General features: G+C 48.9%; 17 protein-coding genes. 4 read left to right on the plus strand and 13 right to left on the minus strand.

The window, feature by feature from the left end; genetic code table 11:
* Positions 1-70: 70 nt before the first annotated feature.
* The 8 genes from MHI37_RS26730 to MHI37_RS26765 all read right to left on the minus strand — a co-directional run bounded on the left by MHI37_RS26730 (position 71) and on the right by MHI37_RS26765 (position 9,904).
* Positions 71-1,072 carry a HAMP domain-containing sensor histidine kinase gene (locus MHI37_RS26730; RefSeq protein WP_076339334.1) on the minus strand — a complete coding sequence of 334 codons (1,002 nt, stop codon included), beginning with the start codon at positions 1,070-1,072 and terminating at the stop codon, positions 71-73.
* 1 nt (position 1,073) lies between these two features.
* Positions 1,074-1,763, minus strand: coding sequence for a response regulator transcription factor (locus tag MHI37_RS26735; RefSeq protein WP_076339335.1), 690 nt, complete (start codon positions 1,761-1,763; stop codon positions 1,074-1,076).
* 193 nt (positions 1,764-1,956) lie between these two features.
* A complete protein-coding gene (locus MHI37_RS26740) occupies positions 1,957-4,125 on the minus strand; it encodes an MMPL family transporter (RefSeq protein ID WP_083676512.1) in 2,169 nt (722 codons plus the stop codon).
* A 34-nt stretch (positions 4,126-4,159) separates the two neighbouring features.
* A complete protein-coding gene (locus MHI37_RS26745; protein WP_076339351.1) occupies positions 4,160-5,299 on the minus strand; it encodes an NAD(P)/FAD-dependent oxidoreductase in 1,140 nt (379 codons plus the stop codon).
* Positions 5,300-5,309: 10 nt separating this feature from the next.
* Complete coding sequence (locus tag MHI37_RS26750) at positions 5,310-6,044, minus strand: methyltransferase domain-containing protein (protein ID WP_076339352.1); 735 nt, start codon at positions 6,042-6,044, stop codon at positions 5,310-5,312.
* Positions 6,037-7,185, minus strand: a complete 1,149-nt coding sequence (locus MHI37_RS26755) for a type III polyketide synthase (protein WP_076339336.1) — start codon at positions 7,183-7,185, stop codon at positions 6,037-6,039. Before MHI37_RS26755 ends, MHI37_RS26750 begins: the two co-directional genes overlap by 8 nt.
* 315 nt (positions 7,186-7,500) lie before the next feature.
* Positions 7,501-8,361, minus strand: coding sequence for a metallophosphoesterase (locus MHI37_RS26760; protein WP_076339337.1), 861 nt, complete (start codon positions 8,359-8,361; stop codon positions 7,501-7,503).
* 40 nt (positions 8,362-8,401) lie between these two features.
* A complete protein-coding gene (locus MHI37_RS26765; protein ID WP_076339338.1) occupies positions 8,402-9,904 on the minus strand; it encodes a DUF4173 domain-containing protein in 1,503 nt (500 codons plus the stop codon).
* 126 nt (positions 9,905-10,030) lie between these two features.
* Between MHI37_RS26765 and MHI37_RS26770 the strand changes: the two genes are divergently transcribed.
* Together MHI37_RS26770 and MHI37_RS26775 are read left to right on the plus strand one after the other, a co-directional pair.
* Positions 10,031-11,815, plus strand: coding sequence for an ABC transporter substrate-binding protein (locus MHI37_RS26770; RefSeq protein WP_076339339.1), 1,785 nt, complete (start codon positions 10,031-10,033; stop codon positions 11,813-11,815).
* A 358-nt stretch (positions 11,816-12,173) separates the two neighbouring features.
* Positions 12,174-13,139, plus strand: a complete 966-nt coding sequence (locus MHI37_RS26775; RefSeq protein ID WP_076339340.1) for a Gmad2 immunoglobulin-like domain-containing protein — start codon at positions 12,174-12,176, stop codon at positions 13,137-13,139.
* Positions 13,140-13,160: 21 nt separating this feature from the next.
* Here the strand turns inward: MHI37_RS26775 and MHI37_RS26780 are convergent, their stop codons facing one another.
* A complete protein-coding gene (locus MHI37_RS26780; RefSeq protein ID WP_076339341.1) occupies positions 13,161-14,135 on the minus strand; it encodes an aldo/keto reductase in 975 nt (324 codons plus the stop codon).
* 149 nt (positions 14,136-14,284) lie between these two features.
* Here MHI37_RS26780 and MHI37_RS26785 point away from each other — a divergent pair, with 149 nt between their 5' ends.
* On the plus strand, positions 14,285-17,623 hold the full coding sequence (locus MHI37_RS26785) for a DEAD/DEAH box helicase (protein WP_076339342.1): 3,339 nt from the start codon (positions 14,285-14,287) through the stop codon (positions 17,621-17,623).
* A 33-nt stretch (positions 17,624-17,656) separates the two neighbouring features.
* Here MHI37_RS26785 and MHI37_RS26790 read toward each other — a convergent pair whose 3' ends face one another.
* Positions 17,657-18,391: a class I SAM-dependent methyltransferase gene (locus MHI37_RS26790; RefSeq protein WP_076339343.1), complete on the minus strand. Its 735-nt coding sequence runs from the start codon at positions 18,389-18,391 to the stop codon at positions 17,657-17,659.
* 59 nt (positions 18,392-18,450) lie between these two features.
* Positions 18,451-18,990 carry an NUDIX domain-containing protein gene (locus tag MHI37_RS26795; protein ID WP_256710684.1) on the minus strand — a complete coding sequence of 180 codons (540 nt, stop codon included), beginning with the start codon at positions 18,988-18,990 and terminating at the stop codon, positions 18,451-18,453.
* Positions 18,991-19,158: 168 nt separating this feature from the next.
* Between MHI37_RS26795 and MHI37_RS26800 the strand changes: the two genes are divergently transcribed.
* Positions 19,159-20,151 (plus strand): lipoate--protein ligase, encoded by a 993-nt coding sequence (locus MHI37_RS26800; protein ID WP_076339344.1) that lies wholly within the window; start codon positions 19,159-19,161, stop codon positions 20,149-20,151.
* A gap of 106 nt (positions 20,152-20,257) precedes the next feature.
* Here MHI37_RS26800 and MHI37_RS26805 read toward each other — a convergent pair whose 3' ends face one another.
* Together MHI37_RS26805 and MHI37_RS26810 are read right to left on the minus strand one after the other, a co-directional pair.
* On the minus strand, positions 20,258-20,467 hold the full coding sequence (locus tag MHI37_RS26805) for a hypothetical protein (protein WP_076339345.1): 210 nt from the start codon (positions 20,465-20,467) through the stop codon (positions 20,258-20,260).
* Between the two features lie 76 nt (positions 20,468-20,543).
* On the minus strand, positions 20,544-20,684 hold the full coding sequence (locus MHI37_RS26810; RefSeq protein WP_179090310.1) for a hypothetical protein: 141 nt from the start codon (positions 20,682-20,684) through the stop codon (positions 20,544-20,546).
* Positions 20,685-20,763 lie beyond the last annotated feature (79 nt).

Below are 20,763 nucleotides of genomic sequence, written 5' to 3' on the forward strand. Positions count from 1 at the left end.
TGATAGAGTTAGTATAGCTGTCTAAAATGACTTTCCAGTGACTGCAAAATGACAATCTAGTCACTTGCGCTTAAATGATCTGCTTGTAAAACTTAATCCGAAATTGTGTGCCTTGCTCTCTTTCGCTCTTAACCTCAATATGTCCGTTTTGACTGACGATAATGCTGTGAGCCATAGCAAGGCCTATGCCAATGCTGCCTTCACTTGCGTTTTTCCCTTTATAGAACCGTTTGAAAATATAAGGCAGATCTTCTTTGGCGATGCCTTTCCCGTTATCAGTAATGAGAATTTCGGTAAACAATGTATTCTCATCATAAGAAATGGTGATTTCTCCGCCCTCACCCGTATGCTCGACACTATTTTTCAAAATATTAATAAATGCCTCCGTCGTCCAATTTAAATCACCTACAAAAGAAGTCTCGTCTTCCCCTTTAATCGAAATGGACTGTTCTTTAATGTCCATCGGAATCAGGACAGGCTCCAATGCTTTTTGTATAAGCCTGCTCACTGGTATTCGATCCTTTTTAAATTGGGCCGTTCCTGCATCGATTTTCGAGAGCTTGAGCAAGGAAGATACGAGCCATTCGATACGTTCGAGCTGAATACGAATATTGCGAGTAAATTCCGTTCTTTTCGCGGCTGGCAGCCGCGCATCGCTTAACAAGTCTGCCATTACCATCATGGAGGTAATCGGGGTTTTGAGCTGATGGGAGATGTCAGCTATCGCGTCTGTAAGCTGCATTTTGTCCTGCTGCAAGCGCGAGCCGTGCTCTGACAGCATCAGCGTTACTTTATAGATGTCATTTTTTAGAATACTAAGCTCGCCCTCCTGATTGTCACGGACATCAAGCGAGTAATCACCGCTATTAATTTGACGCAAATAGTCCGAGAGCTTTGCTATTTCGCGATATCTCCAGCTTGTAAACCTTAGACAGCAGCCGATTAATAGAGTGGATGTGATGAACATGATAATCGCAGCTAACAACGATACATACGCAGCCGCAACGATCGCCGCAAGGCTTATCGCACCCATCGCCAGCAGTAAAGTTTGAACCTCCCTGTTGCGCAGCATGCTATTCACCGACCTTATAGCCGAGTCCGCGCACGGTTTTTATAATCGTTGGATTTTGAGGATCATCCTCCAGCTTTTCCCTCAGCCTTTTTATGTACACGGTTAATGTATTGTCATTCACGAAATCTCCCGCCACATCCCAAATACGCTCTAATAGCTGGCTTCTTGAAAGAATTTGCCCGATATGATTGGCGAAGATAAGCAATAAGCGATACTCCAAAGCGGTTAAGGTTATTTCAACGCCGTGCTTCAGAACCTTACCTTCGAGCGTATTGATCCGAATATTTTCAATTTCAATGATCGCTTTGGTCTGTGTCTGGCTTTGATTTTGGTAACGGCGCAAAACCGATTTGATCCGCGACAGCAGCTCACGAATTCGAAAGGGCTTCGTAATATAATCATCAGCTCCCATATCCAGCCCCATCACAACGTTGACCTCATCATCAATCGCCGTTAAAAATATGACTGGAATATCGCTCCGCTCCTTCACGATGCTGCACAAATCATAGCCGCTGCCGTCTGGCAGCGATAAATCGAACAAGCATAAATCAAATTGATTCAGCTCTTCTGCAAGCACCTTTTTCGCGGATGCGGCATCGTGGCAAAGAACGGTCGTATAGTGATCCTGCTGGAGCGAATATTCTAATCCAGATGCTATCGTTTTATCATCTTCCACAAGCAATATTTTCATCAGCTGATCATCCTAACTTTGTTTTACTTTATACTGTACGGTCTGAATCGTTTAAACATAGCATGACGACTAATTACATCATATATCCAGTTATGTTGCAAAACAAAGGCGCAGACCGGGTCGAGGCTGCTCCCGCCGCGCGTATCCGCCTGTTGACGTAAAGAAGGCAGCCGTTGTTAGCGGCTGCCTTCTCCTATTCTGTATGAATTAGCCGCTTCAGCCACCTCGGCGCCCACCAGTTCCATTTGCCAAACAGGCTCATTAACGAGGGGACCAGCACCATTCTGATAATCGTTGCGTCGATAAATATAGCCGCCGCTATGCCGATGCCCAGCTGCTTCACCCCTGCTACCTCTGCAAATGCGAACGGCGCAGTTACTGCAATCATAATGGCAGCGGCCGACGTAATGATTTTGCTGGCAGCTGCTAGTCCCCCAGCAACTGCTTGCTCGTTGCTGCCGGTTCTGCGATACTCCTCATAAATTCGCGATACGAGAAAAACGCTATAATCCATGCTGATGCCAAATACGAGGCCAAAAATAAAGACCGGAATCATGATCGCAATGCTGCTTGGCTCCATCCCAAGCCTTCCTTCTACAAAAATCCAAGTTAAAATACCATACGAAGCACTTATACAAAGCAGATTCAGCAGAATCGTTTTTACCGCAATCAGAATAGAGCGAAAAGCGGCAACGAGCACAATGAAATTAGAGATGACTAGAAACAGCAGCACGTAGCCGATACTCCCAAAAACCTGATCGAATACCTCCTGCTGATATTTAGCCTCCCCGCCAAGCGAGATGGAGATCGGCGACCCATCTCCTTTTTTCTCCCATGCTCTAAGCCAGTCCATAGTCGTGCTGGATGAAGGAGCACCTGCCAGCGTCACCTGAAGCAGCATGCGATTGTCCTTTAACAGCGGCTGCAGCACAGACTCATATTTTTTCATTTGAAGGGGTCTTTTCGCTATTCTCAGCATTTGTTCGGGTGATAAATGGAGCGCAGAAAACACAGAGTCGACGCGGACAACGGCTGGATCATGCTCCAGCCGCTTGGCTATATTCAAAGCCTCTGTCCAATCCGACAGCCTTTGGAAATTTGTATTGCCCTCCACAATAACCCAAACCTTGGATGTGGAGGGCGGTTCAAACGAAGCCGCATAAGTGTCTGCCGCTATACGGGAAGCGTAGCTTTGCGGCAGCGATGTCTCATCTGGCATGGCAATCCTCATGCTGGCTAGGGGCAGCAAGCATAAGATTAGTAAGCTCCCCCCGATTAAACCAAGACTAATCGGCCGACGCATGACAACACGAGCTAGTCTCTCCCATACCGAGGCTCTGTGGATGATTCTAGGGGAGCCTCTCTTCTCATATAACGCCGGCAAGCAGATTGCAAGGAGTGCAGGCAGCAGCGTATAGGTCAGCACTAGAGTAACCACAACTACGGTCATCGCTCCAAGCGCAATGGAGGAAAACATTGGCAGCGGAATCCAAACGATGCTTAGCAAGCCCAAAAATACAGTGGCTGCAGATACAAAAACAGCTCTGCCAGCTGTCTTCATCGTGACACCTAGTGCCTCCACTGGCAGTAGGCCCTTGCTTAGCTCCTCGCGGAATCGGCTGACCAGCACAAGAGCGAAATCAATGCTTAGTGCCAGCCCTACCATCGGAATGACGTTCAAAATAAAATTGGAGAGCGAAAGCCTTGTCCCTATTCCGTACATGAGGCCCATCGCAATCGTAACACCCATAACACCGATTGCAATGGGAAGCAGCGCAGCGATCAGCTTGCGGAATAAGACCCATAAAAGAAGAAAAGCAAAGGGGATGCCGATCAGCTCTGCAAGGGCCAAATCATGATAGCTCGCTTCGTTCACATCCGCTTGGACAACTGAATCTCCCGTTACCTTGATCGAAATGCCGTTATACGAGGGCAATCGTTCTGCCAGCTTCTCAAGCACAGCAGCCATCTGATATGGAGGATAGCGGAACGATAAGAGCGCATAGGCATAATTGCCGCTTTGCATCCCCTGCCGCTCCAGCGGGGAAATGACCGAGTTCAAACCGTCCATATCGTTTATTCGAAGCAATGTCTGCTCGATAAACCAAGAAAATCGCCGCTCGGCAACCTCGTCTGTTTTCTCAAACAGCAGCATCACGGGCTTGTCAGCGATATTAAAATCGGAAGCGAGCAGTTGCTGCACCTTCGCGTATTGGCCATGCTGTGGATATAAGCCATGGTCCTGTAGGACGGAATCCAGCTTGAGCGCATAAGAGCCTGCAAGGAGGAAAGCAATCAGACATAAGGTGAGTATCAGCCGCGGATACCGAAAGGACAGACGTGCCACCCTTTGCAATCCCATATCTATGCTCCTCCTCGCAAAAAATTACGTCCGCTTATAGCTGGAAAGGTTTAAGTCTTGTCGCCTGCCAAAGCCCTTGTACTATACCTGGGGCAAGCCTTGCCCCATGCGGCAGCCAATCAGTCACTGCTGTCATGCCAAACAGCCATTGCAGAAAAGCGCCCCAGCGCAGCGGGCCTTTGAATTCACGATTAATCGACCGCGTATAAGCGAGCTCCCACTCAGCCATAGATAACTGCCCACGCAAATAACGATCAGCGAGCGGAACACATAAGGCTGCCGAGCGCAGCGCCATTGACATGCCGTCCCCACAAAGCGGAGGTATCATTCCAGACGTATCGCCAAGAAGAGGCAGTTGCTGATCCCAGGGGAACAGCTTTCGATTTAAATAGACAGGAGCAACAGCCGCCTGAGAGCCCAGTACAGGCTCAGCATGCTTAAGCTTCTCAAATAACCTTTTGTTTCGCTGAGCAGCACCGCCCAGTATAGTAAGAATCGTCTTTCCTGTATTAGCTACTGCCCCTCGCTCCAGCAGCGCAGAAGCATTAACGAGCCCGTCTTCAACAGGACATAAACCTAAATAGCCGCCGCGAAAAAAATAAAGCTCCACAACCGGCTCCATCGCAATGCCTCGAAAATGTGATTTCACTCCTATGTAGGAAGGCTTTCTAGCGGGCTGACCCAGGTAGCCTGCCAGCTCCGTACGCTGGCTCGCCCCCCACGCCGCGATAACAGCTCTTGCTTCAAGCGAGCCGACCTCGCGGCCTTGTTTGGTCTGAATGAGAAAGCCGCGATCTGTCGCACGGACAGACGTTACCGTCCGGCCTGTTTGGAGCGCTGCACCCGCCTGCGCAGCGGCCTGATGAAGAGCAGCATCAAGCGAATAGCGGCTGATCCCCCATGCCTTGCCTGGCAGAGCCATATCTACCTCAGCCCCATTTTCAAAAATTAACCTGACCCGCTCAAGCTCGCTATGCCCAAGCTCTGCTATAGAATCGCCTAGGCCCAGTGCTTGCAGCGTGCTCTGTGCTTCCGGCGACAGGAACTCCCCGCATACTTTATGTCTTGGAAAAGACTGTCGATCCAGAAGCAGCGTTTCCCAGCCCTTGTCTGCAAGTGCTTTGGCTGCGCTGCTGCCAGCCAGACCAGCGCCCAGTACGGCCACATCAACCATAGCATCCACCTTACTCAGCTCCCTGCTCCAGACTATTGTTCTCCTTATCAATGACAACGGCATAGCGGAATAAAGGCCGCCACTTGCAGCGCATCGCCTTCAGTCCAAGCCTTTCACCAAGACGCTCCCAATCCTCCGCACGAAAGCCCTTCGCTACCGAGAGCGGTCCGTCATTCAATATATACCGATTCGTAGAGATGATCCGGGTCACCAGCCACACAGCCGACCAAGCCATCCAGTGCCGATGAATATCATTAATAACAATGCCTAGTCTCGCTGTCCTCAGCATGCTTGCAACCGCATCCGGCAGCTCCTCATCAGAAAAATGATGCAAAAATTGCGTTCCTGTCACAATATCAGCGCATCCTTCCGACAGCGCAAACAAATTCCCCTGCTTAATTTGTATTCTTGGCTCCTGCTGGAAAACGAGCCTAGCTTCCTCGCAAGCTTCCTTCGTAACGTCAACGAGCATAACGGTAAGAGAAATTCCCTGCTTGTCCGCCCAATCCAGCAGCTTCCGATTCACTTCGCCGGAGCCTGCCCCAATGTCCAAGATCGATAAGCTTGTTGGCTTATTCGCATGCTCCCAAAGGCGCTTAACCCCATACAGCGTCGGGCCAGGCAGCGCAAAAATTCGGTTCAAAATGCGGAGCTGCCGCAGCGCTTCACGGAGCTCGTCGCCTCCAACCGAGAAATCATCCATCAATTCGGCAGCCTCTGCCCGGTAGCGCAAACGATTAGGCATACGTCTCATCGACCAGCTGCTCCTCAGCAATCAGCGCCGGCACATAAGCAATCTTAATCATTTCTGCTGTCAGGCCAGGGCCAAATGCGAGTGCAATGCCGCTGACCGTATCCGACTTAGTCTCCTGTAGATGGCTTCTCATCGCGCTCAGTACAAATAGGATCGTTGCAGAGGAGACATTGCCATAGTCACGCAGCACCCCGAGACTATGTGCTGCTTGCTCGTCAGATAGTTTGAATTTGCTCTGCAGGATGTCGATAATTCCTTTCCCGCCAGGATGAATCGCCCATAGGTCCAGCCTTTCATCACCGCATAGCCGCTCTACCTCTGCCGGAATAAATTCTCCGATCAGCTTCGGAATATGCGGGGAGAGGTAGAGATCAAAGCCATGATTGCCTACCTCCCACACCATCTCCTCGGCGCAATCAGGCAGCAGAACAGAATGCTCTTGTCCCAGCTGGAATATCGGCTTATGGTGGGGCTTGCTCGCACCAATGACGCAGGCCGATGCTCCATCACCGAAGAACGAGGCTGCAAATAGCGATTCCTTATCTCCCGATGGTTGAATATGGAGTGTGCAAAGCTCAACGCATACGACTAATACATGTGCTTCCTTGTTGACAGCTACGATTTGCCGGCCTAATCCTATCGCTTTCAAGCCGGCAGCACAGCCGAGAAAGTTAAGTGGAATACGAGTAACCGTAGGAGCAAGTCCTAGTTGCTGTATAAGAGCCGCATCCATGCCAGGCAGAAATTGCCCCGTGCAGCTCACTGTGATGAGATGTGTAACTGCCGCAGGCTCTACATCACCATCGGTTAGTGCTAATCTTGCGGCCTGTAATGCTAGCGGTATCGACTCTCGCTTATATATGGCCATGCGCTCCGCAGTAGTTGGAGCAGTCTCCGCTGAGTCGCTTGGCAAGTAGCGGCATTCATCAGCTTCCATAAGCAGATTAGGCTCGCAGGTATAGCGGCTTTCCACTCCGCATTGCTTAAAGATTCTTCTCCCCCAGCGTGCTGCATCCGGCTTGCCGCTAAGTGCTTGGACGAGCCTCCGCGCCGTATCTGCTTGATCCAGCTTATGCGGCGGCACAGCTGTGCCAATTCCTACGATTGCAATACTCGAATTGGTTTGTATCATCGCGTTAAATCCCATCCTCTCTGAATATACATAAACGAATTGCTCCGTTCTTGAACGGCCAATGAACGTTTCTCATTCCGATGAACGGACAAGTTTTCCGCTTTAAAAAAGTGTATTCGACGCTTCTTCCCGATATGTACATCATTACTACAGTTTTTTCCATCTATTTGTAATCAACTTGAAATCTAATTTTCATCTTGCTTTAATGAAAGCCGCATATAATAAAAACAACCCCCTTTTGTAATATATATAGTGAAGACCCACAGCACCGAATGCTGTGGGTCTCTTTTTGTGTTCTATAGGCTATTCTTTATATTATTGTTCTGTACGAGTCAGCTCTACAAGCACAACCTCCGGACGATTAAACAGACGCTGTGGTATGACACTATTGCCGAGGCCTCGGCTGACAATTAGTGTTGAATTATCCTCTACATATTTTCCGCCGTCATACTTTGGCAGGAAGCCTTGTCCTGGAGCGAACAAGCCGCCGACGAATGGAACTCGAAACTGTCCACCGTGAGCATGACCTGAGAAAGTGATATCGATTTTATTTTGGACGTATACGGAAAAAAGCTCGGGGCGATGGGATAACAGGATCGTATACGCATCCTCGGAGGGATCAACCTCTTGTAGAGCAGTAGCCATATGCTCGTTCAGCTTAGCAACATCACCATCCGCCTCGTAGTTAAAGGTTGGATCGTCTATGCCAGCAATTCGTATTTCTCCCTCGCCCAGCTTAACCAGCTCACTTTCGTTACGCATAACATGGACGCCAAGCTCCCTAAGCCCTTTCGCTAATGAGGGAAATCTGGAGCCCCATTCATGATTGCCTGTCACGTAATAAACAGGTGCCAGCTCGGTCATTCGACGCATCAGCGCAAGACTAGTTTCCGCATTGTACTTTCTGCTGTCTACAAGGTCGCCTGTCATGACGATAAGATCGGGTTTAAGCTGTTTCACCTTGCGGGTAATGGTATTCTGATCCTTGCCGAAGGACTTGCTGTGCAAATCCGTTAGATGAACGATTCGGTAGGAATCGAAGCCCTCAGGCAGCTTAGCGGAACTCAGCTCGTATTTTGTAATGCCAATCGCGTTATTCTCATAGTAGAGAAAGGCGATTATAGCGATAACAGCCAACGGAATGATAACTAACCAACGTTTTTTTGTCATTCGCATCTCATTATCTCCTTACTTTTCATTCCATGTTTCCATTATTTTATTTCACCCTCTGCTTCGACAAATTCCACGACTGCCACTTGCTATGCTGCTGAGCCTCCTGCTGAAGCTTATGAATGACGTCGTTTAGCCCATTCAGCTCCGGGTGCTTATCCCTCAGCCTCATCAGCTCCGGCGCCGCATCCGTCGATAATGTTTTGAGGTACGAAATATCGATGTTTCCGGTTCGCTCATAGCGCTCGCTGTTTTTGGCAGCAATTCGTGCATCCAGATTCGCATAATTCATAATAACGAAAGCGATAATGGACACGCAAATGTAGGCTTTGCCCATAGAGAACTGCTCCTTCCAAATACGGAGCATGGCAATAACGAGCAGCACGCCGAGGTACAGCATACAGCCGTGCACCAATAATCTCGTCTGGGAGAAGCCATACGCCTCCTCGTATAACGACAACCGGCTGTATGCCGATACGAGCATGACGATTGTACAGCCAATTAATACCGTTAGCGACAGCTTGCGAACCCAATCAGCCGCCGCACTTGTACGTCGAATCAGATGCAGGCCGCACATAAGCAGAACCACGTTGATCAGCGCGACCATAACCAATTCCGAGAAGCCTTTGCGCGCATATTCAGCGTACGCCGCACCCTCTGGCAGCAAGCCATTTGCCGCTCCAAATAAATAGGAGAACTGAATGACTACAAACAGCACGTAAACAAGATTAATCGTGATGAGCAGTGTGCCTGCTGTAATGGGATCAAACTGTATTCGCATGCTGGAGTTCAAAGCAGCTGCCTGAGGATCGGCGGCTAAGCCGCTCGACTTATCCATCGTTTTATTGAACAGCAGGCCCCATATATAGCAAAAAGCATAAAATGCAAAAAACACCGCTACAACGATCCGCCAAATCCCATCTCCATAAGAAAAATCGCCAAACAAATGAGGAATTTCTGCCAGCCACGATAAAAAGATATCGTCAGCCGATGCCAGCAAAGAAAGCACGACGATGAGAATCGGCACCGAGATTACAAGGCCCAGCGCTATTTTGCCAAGCTTGCTTCTTGTTTCGCTTCCGCTCTCTTTCCCTCTCCAGCGGTCATTTACCAGTGTGAAGGGTACCGCAATGAACGCGAAGGGCTTCACAAGCGCCAAAAAGAAAAGCTCTATATAAAAGATGCCGCGATACCAGGGCTTCGTGCTGCTCCTGGTCATCAGCACCGTTTGTGCAGTAATTAGTCCAAATAATGCAAACAGGTTTAACTGCCTAAATAAACTATTAGCGTAGAGCACATACGTTAAGGCGAGCAGAAAAATAGGAATGAGCAGCAGCCAGCCTGCGCTCGCTTGACCCTGCCATTTCTCAAAGCCACCCATTCTTCCTTTGATGGAATAGAAGAACAGTCCGTAAAATCCCAGAATAAACACCATAACCGAAATGCCGGCAGGCGCACCGACAAACAAATATTGACTCATTAGACCAAACAAGAGGGCAAGGACAAGCATTTTCTCGTACCTTTTTTGCCATGGTGCCAGATCTCCCATTCTAGTTCACTCCATCTTCATACTCAATTTGTTAATTTCCTCCTTTTATTGTAACCTATAAAACAAGAACAAAAAGTGTAAGTTATAACTGGTAAATTTCATATTTTAGGGCAGGAGACTTTTTGCATGAAAATACGACGGCATTATTTGACGCTAAGACGTTCTTATTCAAGTATCGCAGAGCATGTTCCCTTTGAGGTCACCACGCAGGAGCTTGCTGATTTGCTGGATTGCACACATCGAAATATGGTACTTCTTCTGAAGCGAATGCAGCAGGAGGGCTGGCTTTCCTGGGTGCCAAAGAGGGGACGGGGCAACCGCTCCGCACTCTCCTTCCTTATCAGCAAGGAGCAAATCGCGCTGCAGGAAGCACAGGAAATGATGCACAAGCAGGATCTTCATTCCGCGCTTGCGCTGCTGCAGCAGGTAGAGGAATCCCCTCTGCTCCGCGATCAATTTCAGGAGTGGCTCTCTGGTCAATTCGGATTCCATTCCGAGGTACAGGGAAAACGCCGCACCGATATTTTGCGCTTCCCGCTACCGCAAACGATTTTTTCACTGGATCCGGCAGCTATTCATTATACGGGCGAGTCGCATCTTGTTAACCAGATTTTTGACGGACTCGTTCGGATTGATCCGAAAGGGGAGCAAATATTGCCTCAGCTTGCTCATGCTTGGGAGGTGGATGAGACTCGAACAAAGTGGACCTTTTATTTGCGCAAAGGGGTTCTGTTTCATCACGGGCGGGAGCTTGATTCCTCTGACGTCAAATATTCGCTTGATCGACTGGGGCATCTGGCTCCGCAAGGGTTGTACAGCTGGGTCTACTCCGATATCGTCTCGATGGACACACCGGATGACACGACCATCCGTATCGTATTATCCGAGCCTAACGAAGCCTTTCTCCCCTTCTTAACGACCAATCGCGCCTCCATTGTTCCGCAGGATGCCTGCGATGCGGCAGGTAAGCTGTTCGGCGATCGACCGATTGGCACAGGCCCTTTTCGCTTCGCGGGAAATGAACAAGGCGTTTGGATATTAGAGGCCTTTGCCGCTTATTTTCAGGGACGGGCTTTTCTCGATCGGGTTGAAGTATGGACTCTTTCTGACGAGGCTTCTCAGGAGAACAATGCAGAGCACCAATCGTTTCAGGTCATGCACAATGCAAGACTGTCCGATATGGCTGCGGAGCATTGGCAGCAGGTACGGCAGTCAGGGATGACCTGCAAATTTATAACGGTAAACGAGCAGAAGGAGGGCTTGCTGACGAATCCTGCCATACGCGCAGCCATCGGCAAAGCTATCGTTCGTTCAGAGCTCCTAAAGCTGCTCTCAGGAGATGTTATTGAAACGGTAGACAGCTTTTGGCCTGAACAAGAAGTACAGCAGCATACTGCGGAAGCCGCTGATTGGGCAGCCATTAAACAGGAGCTGGCAGCTGCAGGCTATAACGGAGAGACACTGGTGCTGGCTACAATTCCGCAGTATGCAGCCGATGCAGAAATAATACGTCAGGTGTACGCCAGATCAGATATTCCGCTGCAAATCAGTCTTATTCCTGCCGAGCAGTTTAAAGGGTCCGCACGCATGTCCGCGGATCTGCTGCTCTTTGCTATTATGCTGGACGAGCACCGGGAGCTCAGACTAATCGATTTGTACAAGAGCATGCAGCAGCATGCCGTGCCAGAAATTCACGACAAGCTGGAGCGCTGCATCCGAATGCTGTTAAATGAGCCGGACCACGAACGCCGGTCCACTATATTTTTATCCATTGAAGCCCAGCTTAAAGAGAGGAACAGTCTGCTGTTCCTCTATCGCAAGCATCTGAAAACCGCATTCCATCCGTCCGTGCGAGGCATCTCACTCGAATCGCTGGGCTGGGTACGGTTTCGGGATATTTGGTTTACTTAAACGCTGCTGCCTCTTCGTCCGTTTGCTGCGTGAACACAACCCCGCCGCTTTGTCGCCACGCGACGATAAGCTGCCCATAGCACTATAGGACGAAGCTACACTGCAGTTTGTACAACGTAATCGACGTTACTAGCCTGACTAGGGCACTTACACTGTAGTTTGTGCAATAGATTGCCTATTATAGGGCAGTATTCGTTGGTTTGGAGCTAATTCTACTGCATAATTACAACGTAGCCGTTTGAAACAGCTCCCATGTGAGGTTTCTATTGTACTAAGTGCAGTCTAAACTGCTAGCGGAGACATAGTCTGAAACAATACTCTTTATTTTATCGTCTATAGAAATAAGGAGTTGATACAAATGACAATTAAGAAAAACGGAATTTCTCTTTTCATATTGTGCATAATTGTTTTGTTATCCGCTTGCTCTAGTGGAAGCTCTGGCGGCAATCCCCCCAACACAGCAGGCAATGACAATCCCACACCAGCTCAGAACGAGTCTACGCCAGGAATGGCTATTGAGAGAGGCGAAATCGTACAAAAAGAAAAAGATCGTTGGTTAATTACGGCTTATATCGATAAAGGTGAAGAGTCTTATGTAGACGCGTATTGGTTCAGCCATAATGACCAAACAGAACTTCTAAATAGTAAGGGAGAAGCAGTTCCCGTCGAAAATTTCAAAATTGGAGCACAAGTAACAGCATGGCATGATGGTAAATTAATGGAATCTTACCCTGTACAAACAAACGCTGCAAAAATCATTCTCCTTGAGGAGGAGGAACGTTCAGACGTTGCCCGTGACCGCACAGAGGCGATAAAAATTGTGCTGGAAGCGCAAACCGAGCTTGCAGGTGCATGGGCAGTAAAACAGGCCGCTCTCGATTCTCAAAATGAATTTTGGTACGTAGTGCTCGTACATTTCAATTATGTCGATCAACCGGTAACCGTACGTTTGAACGCTAAAACTGGAGAGATCGTTTCAGTGCCTGCAGCGGAGAACGATACATTCCGTGTATATACACCTCAGCCAGACGAAGAGGTAGGTTCCGTCTTCGCAGTGGAAGGCGAGGCTCGCGTCTTCGAAGGTGCATTTAATTGGCATTTGGAAGACGGTCATAACATTTTGGCTGAGGGTCAGGTCATGGCAGAAGAGGGTGCGCCCGAGTGGGGAAGATTCCTATTCGAGGTAAGCTTTGAGTCTGCTTCGCAACCAAACCTGAGTTTATTTATTTATGTAAAAAGTGCAAAGGATGGCAGTTCAGAGAAGCAACTGGTCATCCCATTGAAAGTGCCTGAAGAGCAGATCAAATATTCTGCTGATCAATAGGCTTGCACAAGTTATGCTCCGTTACGGCAATCGATAAAACGCGAATGGCTCGCCATGACGGAAGCTGCTGCTGGCGGCATCCAGCTCCTGCAGGGATGCCGCGGATAGCTGCATTGACACGCTCTTCATATTTTCCTCAAGCTGCTCTGCCTTAGTGGCCCCTACGATAACGGTAGAAACGACCGGCTGATGCATGAGCCAGGAAAGCGACAGCACAGCCGGGCTGCATTCCAGTTGACGGGCAAGCTCGCCTACTCTCTCCCCTAGTGTGATCGTTTTGTTTTGCAAAAATCTTTTGAAGTTAGGATCTGTCTGAGCTCTTGAACCATCCGGCACCTGCTCGCTTGAGCTGTATTTACCTGTCAAGATACCACCCGCCAGCGGGAAATAAGGAATAATGCCAACGCCCTGATCCAGGCACATCGGAACCAGCTCGCTCTCTGGTGTTCTGTCGGCAAGAGAATAGCTTGTCTGTGTCGACACGAATCGGTTCAATCCTAGCCGAGCGCTTATGCCAAGCGCCTTCATTAGCTCCCAAGCGAAATAATTAGATGCTCCTATATAACGAACCTTGCCCGAGCGGACCATATCCTCAAGTGCTCGCAGCGTTTCCTCCAGCGGCGTTTCAGGATCGAACGTATGAATTTGATAGAGGTCAACATAGTCGGTTTTCAATCGTTTCAGACTGCTCTCCAGCTCTGCCTGCAAATGATGCCTCGATGAGCCTCGTTCATTTACGCCAGCACCTCGGGGCAATCCTGCCTTCGTCGCTAAGATAACGTCATGCCGCGTCCCTTCCAGCACCTCTCCGATAATTCTCTCCGATTCCGTGCCTGCATAAATGTTGGCAGTATCAATAAAATTAATACCTTTGTCGAGCGCGCTATGAATGATTTGCTTGGAGGCCTCGAAATCAGCCCGCTTTCCGAAGGCGTTAGTGCCTAAACCAAGTACAGACACTTTAAGGCCGCTATGGCCAAGACGACGAAATTGCATAATACTCCACTCCTTTTCCATTAATAAGGACACTCTATTTTTTTATTATAGCCTATATTCGATTATGAACTCGCACTTGAATTCTGATATGATAGGAACTAACTTATCAATCGGAACAAATGTTTCCGTTGCCGGAGAGGAATCTAGCTATGAGCGTTCACTTGTCTCACCGAATTATTAAATTACTATGCGGCGATGCCTTCTACGCGAGAGGGCAAGCTTACTATAAAGATGGCAAAGTAACGATCGATAGCTCGAATGCAGAGCTGTCCAGCTTTACAGCAACTGTCCTCGGTAATCATCGCTGTGAGGTCGAGATTGCGATTGATAAGAACGGAGACGTTGATGCCGAGTGCTCCTGTCTTGCTTTCAGCACTTACGACAGCTACTGCCAGCATGTAGCTGCGGCGCTTCTGAGCATCCATGATCTTCAGAATGAGGCTATTCAACCAGCCCGCAAATTCCCTTCGCTGCTGCACCCAGAGGATCAGCCTTACGATGATGAGGCAGAGGACAGCGATGCAGCTCATCTCTCCACGCGTTTTGCAAGACATGCGGGGCTGGAAGCATCAGACCCCCAATTAGCCAGCAGCATGCTGGAGCTATTCAGCAGCCGTCCGCCGCTCTCCAGCGGCCGCCGCTCACTCTTCGACACGCGAACGCTTCTCGAGGTGGAAATCACGTGCAAGCTGTATCCTTATGGCTATCGCAAGCAAATGTTCGGCATTGAGCTTAAGGTAGGTCCCAAACGACTCTACATTGTCCAGCGAATCAGAGAATTTCTCGAGAAGGTCGAACGGCGGGAGCCTTTCGTTTTTTCGAAGCATTTTACATATGATCCGAGCCTGCACAGCTTTCAGCCAGAGAATGATGCCGTTATTAGGCAGCTTCATCAGATTTTTCGTAATGAATCGTTATACCGCCAAACCTCGAATCGGTTTTACGTTGGAGATGCTCCGGCTAGCGGTGAACGACTGCTGCTTGTACCCCCGTTTTCTTGGGATACGCTGCTCCCACTGCTGATCGCAGCGCCATCTGTGCAGCTCTCCTACGAGAATCACACCTTTACTGGCATAACCATTAGCGACGAGGCACTTCCACTTTCCTTTGCCTTCGATCAAGCAGCTAGCGATGGCTATCAGCTTCATATCGAGGGTTTAGAGCAAATGATCATTATGGAGGATTACGGGCTCGCGGTTAGCGAGGGCAAGCTGCTGAAGCTGCAGCCCGATGCCTGTAGACGACTCGTAGAGCTCAAACAGCTGCTGGATACCTCTCGCAAGCCGAAAATTCATATTGCGCCGGAGCAAATGGAGCCATTTATGGAGAGGGTAATCCCTGGCTTGATGAAGCTCGGCAGCGTCGCAATTGCGGAGAACATCTCTGACCGCATCCTGCAAATACAGCTCAAAGCGAAGCTCTATTTGGACCGGGTAAGAGATCGGCTGCTGGCAGGACTGGAATTCCAATATGGCGACATTGTTATTAATCCGCTGGAGGGAAGCGACAAGAAGCGCGGCAGCGATCGTATCCTGCTGCGAGACGGGGAACAAGAGCGGCGCATATTAGAGCTTATGGAGCTCGTTCCCTTCGCCAAAACCGAAAGCGGCTATATTATGGAAGACGAGGATTCCGAATTCGAGTTTTTGTACAACGTCGTCCCGCAGCTTGAGAAGCTGCTTGCTGTATATGCCACTTCTGCTGTGAAGGTGCGGGTCGTAACTAAGCATGCAGCTCCAAAGGTAACCGTAAATGTGGATGAACGTACCGATTGGCTTGAATTTAAATTCAATATGGACGGCATTCCAGACTCGGAAATTCGCAATCTCTTACAGTCGCTTGAGGTTAAACGCAAATATCATCGATTGCCAAACGGTTCACTATTGCCGCTGGAGGGTGCGGAGTTTCAGGAAATCATTCGCTTCTTGAATGAAGTCGGCTTACGCAAAGGGGAGATTCAAGGCTCAGAATTCCGCATTCCCACCGTCCGCGGCTTGCATCTCATCGATGCACAAGAAAGCGGGAAGGCTGTAAGGCTCGGCAAATCATTCCGCCGACTGCTGGAAAACATGCGGAATCCAGACAATCTTGATTTCCCTGTTCCCGAGGAGCTCTCCTTGGTGCTTCGCGATTATCAGAAATACGGCTATCAATGGATGAAGACACTCGCTCATTACCGCTTCGGCGGAATTTTGGCAGACGATATGGGACTCGGAAAAACGGTACAGGCAATCGCCTTTATTCTCTCCGTGCTGCCTGAAATTCGGGAGCGCAAGCAGCCTGCACTCATCATTTCTCCCGCTTCACTCGTATACAATTGGTTGAATGAGCTGGGGAAATTCGCCCCTGGCATTCGCGCAGTCATCGCAGATGGAAGTAAAGCCGAGCGCACACGCGTACTAAATGGAGATATAGAGGCAGATGTCATCATTTCCTCCTACCCTCTGCTGCGTAAAGATATTGTGCAATATAAGAAGAATAGCTGGCATACGTTAATCATGGATGAGGCGCAATATTTCAAAAATCATGCGACGCAAACCGCGCAGGCAGTCAAAGCGATCGATGCCACATACCGCTTTGCCTTGACGGGTACGCCTATTGAAAATACGTTGGAGGAGCTTTGGTCTATTTTTGGAGCGGTATTCCCTGAGCTGTTTCCAAGCAGACAAGCCTTTAACGAGCTTACTCGGGAAGCGGTCGCTAAGCGGGTTCGTCCGTTTCTGCTGCGCAGGCTAAAGAGTGATGTTCTTCAGGAGCTGCCGGAAAAAATCGAATCGATCCAAGCCTCTGAGCTGCTGCCGGAGCAGAAGCAGCTGTATGTAGGGTTTCTTGCCAAGCTTCAACAGGAAACGGTCAAGCATTTGAATGAGGAAGGCTTCCAAAAAAATCGTATTCGGATTTTGGCAGGCATAACGAGACTTCGGCAGCTCTGCTGCCATCCCGCGCTGTTCGTTGAGGGCTATGAGGGGAGCTCTGCTAAGTTTGAGCAGCTGCTCGAAATTATCGAGGAATGCCGGAGCGCCGGCAAGCGGCTGCTCATCTTCTCGCAATTTACCGAAATGCTCGGTCTAATAGGGCGGGAGCTTGGCTACCGCGGTATCCCGTTTTTCTATTTGGATGGTCAGACGCCAGCGCAGGAGCGTGTTGAGCTCTGCAATCGATTTAATGAAGGAGAGCGTGAGCTCTTCCTCCTGTCCTTAAAGGCGGGCGGTACTGGACTTAACCTTACTGGCGCTGATACCGTTATTCTATACGATCTGTGGTGGAATCCCGCCGTCGAGCAGCAAGCTGCTGACCGTGCGCACCGCATTGGACAAAAAAACGTAGTACAAGTTATACGGCTCGTCACGCAAGGAACGGTGGAGGATAAAATGTACGCGCTCCAGCAAAAGAAGAAAAATCTGATCGACGAGGTCATTCAGCCAGGCCAGGAGGCGCTGTCGTCCTTGAGCGAGCAGGAAATCCGCGATATTCTAATGATTGGTTAAACTTCGTATATAGCAGCAGAAGAGCTCCTGCTGCTATATTTTTTGAGCTGCGATCATAAGAAACATAGGCCGGCGCATTTCGTCACGCATTTCCGGAATACTCGCCAGCATATCTTCGGTCGGCTGCGGCTCGGAGAGCTTCATAATGCGAAAGCCGGATTCAATGAGTATATTCATATGGGCAGCGACCGTTCGATGATACTTAATCACATCATCTTCTAGAAATCTGGCCTGCCTTGGACCTTCGCTATAATAATCATCGACAGGCCAATGCAGCTTCTCGCCTTCCGGGCCATAATGCCAGTCCTGCTTGGCGAGTGCCGTAAAGATGGGGTGCTCCACCGAGAGCACAAAGGTTCCACCAGGTACGAGATAGCCGTTAATTTTCTGGCAGAGGACATCGAATTTCTCTACATAGTGGAGAGCGAGAGAGCTTATCACAACGTCAAATTGTTCTGGTTGAAACTCGATGTCTTCTATGGCTAGCTGGCGGTAGTCAATGGCTGAGTCTTGGGTCATTGCCTTAGCACGCTCAAGCATATTCGCTGAGAGATCTACTCCAACAACCGACCCAGCCTGTTGTTCCCGCGCATATCGGCAATGCCAGCCGAAGCCGCAGCCGAGATCAAGCACCCTTTTACCCTCTAGATTCGGAAGCAGCGCACGGAATGCTTGCCATTCGCCGGCAGCATTTAAACCACCGACTGAACGGGGCATTTGGCTGTATTTCTCGAAAAATGGCATATCGTCGTATTTATTTTGTTTCATCGCTGCACAGCTCCTATCTCACTTATATCGTTTCCTAAACCCTAAACAATGATCTTGCTTTATATTCGGAAGAGTCCGTAGCCGCTGAGTGGAATGACAGGATTCGTATCCAGCATCAAGCCCTCAGAGCGACCATGAAACGCAACATCGACAAGCCATTTCGTGAAGCTGGCGACATCCATAGCTTCGAGCTCCTGTAAGGTGAAGAAGCCGGCAGCGTCAACCTCCACATTATCCGGAGTAGGCTCCCCGCTTACATATTCCAGCTCAAATGCGACATAGAGATTATGTATGCTCCTCGGCTGGTCTCGCAAGGCGACAACGTTTTTGACGATGGCCTCAATTCCTGCCTCCTCCATGACTTCCCTTTGAATCGTATCCTGAATCGCCTCCAGCTGCTCAATATAGCCGCCTGGATTCGTCCATTTCCCTTTTCCAGGCTCCTGAGCCCGGCGAACGAGCAAAATCCGCTCATCCTTAACGACCAGCGCTCCGACACCAATACTGTAATTGCCCCAATGGACAAAGCTGCAGCTCGTACAAGCTCTTCTCATCGTCCCATCAACATCACGTGTTTCCAGCTCAGAACCGCATGACATGCAATATCTCACTTCCACCTGCTTCACCTCTGTCTTCCACTTTTGTCTCCTCAGATTATACGAATTTTTCCGGTTACTGCATAGTCTTCTATTTTCACAACGTTTGAAAATAGTCTCTACCTACGAGTATAATGACCCTTAAGCACCGAAGCATAGGAGGAGAAAAAAATGCGTTTTGTAAGCAATAATGGCAACACCGATCCAACGCTGAATTTGGCATTAGAAGAATACATATTGCGTTCATTGCCTGACAATGACGATTACTTGCTCTTCTACATTAACGAGCCATCGATTATCATTGGCAAAAACCAGAACACCGTAGAAGAAATTAATGCGGAATATGTGGAAAGCAATCACATACATGTCGTTCGCAGACTCTCTGGCGGCGGAGCAGTCTATCATGATCTTGGCAATTTAAATTTCAGCTTCATTATGAAGGACGACGGAAAGTCCTTTCATAATTTCAAGAAATTTACCGAGCCGGTTGTCCGCGCGCTGCAGCAGCTAGGCGTTAATGCAGAAATGACGGGACGCAATGACCTTCAAGTCGGGGAGCGGAAAATTTCCGGAAATGCGCAATTTTCCACGAAGGGTAAAATGTTCAGCCATGGCACGCTTCTTTTTGATTCCGAAATTGAAAATGTCGTATCTGCGCTAAAACCAAGTGCAGAGAAGTATGTATCGAAATCAACGAAATCAATTCGCAGCCGTGTTGCTAACATTACTGAATTTTTGAAGGAGCCGCTAACGATCGAGCAGTTCCGGCAAAGCCTTCTTCAATCCATCTTCGAGCAATCCGGGCAAATTCCTTTCTATGAGCTCACCGAGCAGGATTGGGATAATGTACAGAAGCTGGCCAACGAGCGCTACCGCAGCTGGGAATGGAACTACGGGCTCTCTCCTGCCTTTAACGTACAGCAGAAGAAGCGCATCGAGGGAGCAGGAACGTTTGATATCCGTTTGCAGGTTGAAGAAGGAATGATTGTAAATGCGGCGATATTTGGTGATTTCTTCGGACGCGGCGACAGCAACGAAGTTGCCATTCAGCTCATCGGCACCCGCTATGAAGCCTCCGCATTAAAGCAGGTACTTGCAGGCATTGATTTGTCCTACTATTTTGGCCCTGTAACGTTGGAAGAATGGCTCACCTTACTGTTATAAGCTAAATAGCGAACAGCCCCTATGCACGGTGCATGGGGGCAGCAAAGGCGAACAGTTCAATTCTCCAGAACGGTCTTCTACTTCGCTAAATCTTCATTTTTTCAGTTCAACTTATATTGCCGTTAAATCTTCTGAATTTTTTTGTTATCTCCGCTGTCGTTTGCTTCTTATCCTTAGACTGCTTATTTCCCGAACCTTCTGCACTCTCCTCGACTGCCTTCTCAACTGCAAGCAGTGCCAATGCATCTCCTACCAGCGTAAGTGAAGCCGCTAGCTTCAGCAGATCATCCGACGATATTTGTTTATCTGCAGACATCCCTATTCTCCTTTATTATCAAGAGGATTGATTCAAGTAGAAGAAGACCCTCTCCCGCCTGAGATTAAATACTTTTTTATTCCTTATCTTCTGTTCTTGCTTTCAGCACTGCAAACAATCCGACTAAATCCCCAATCACGAGGATAACTGCAGACCACAAAGCAATATCATCAGCCGTTAATTCGGTTTCATCCGGTTTAGTTGTAGTTTTTGACATTCTGATCTAAGCTCCTTAGTTTCTTGGGATGATAACAGCCTATGCCAAGGAGCACTCATGGGTTTGGGCGAATGCCGCT

It is taken from the genome of Paenibacillus sp. FSL H8-0548, assembly GCF_038630985.1.
Lineage (GTDB): Bacteria > Bacillota > Bacilli > Paenibacillales > Paenibacillaceae > Pristimantibacillus.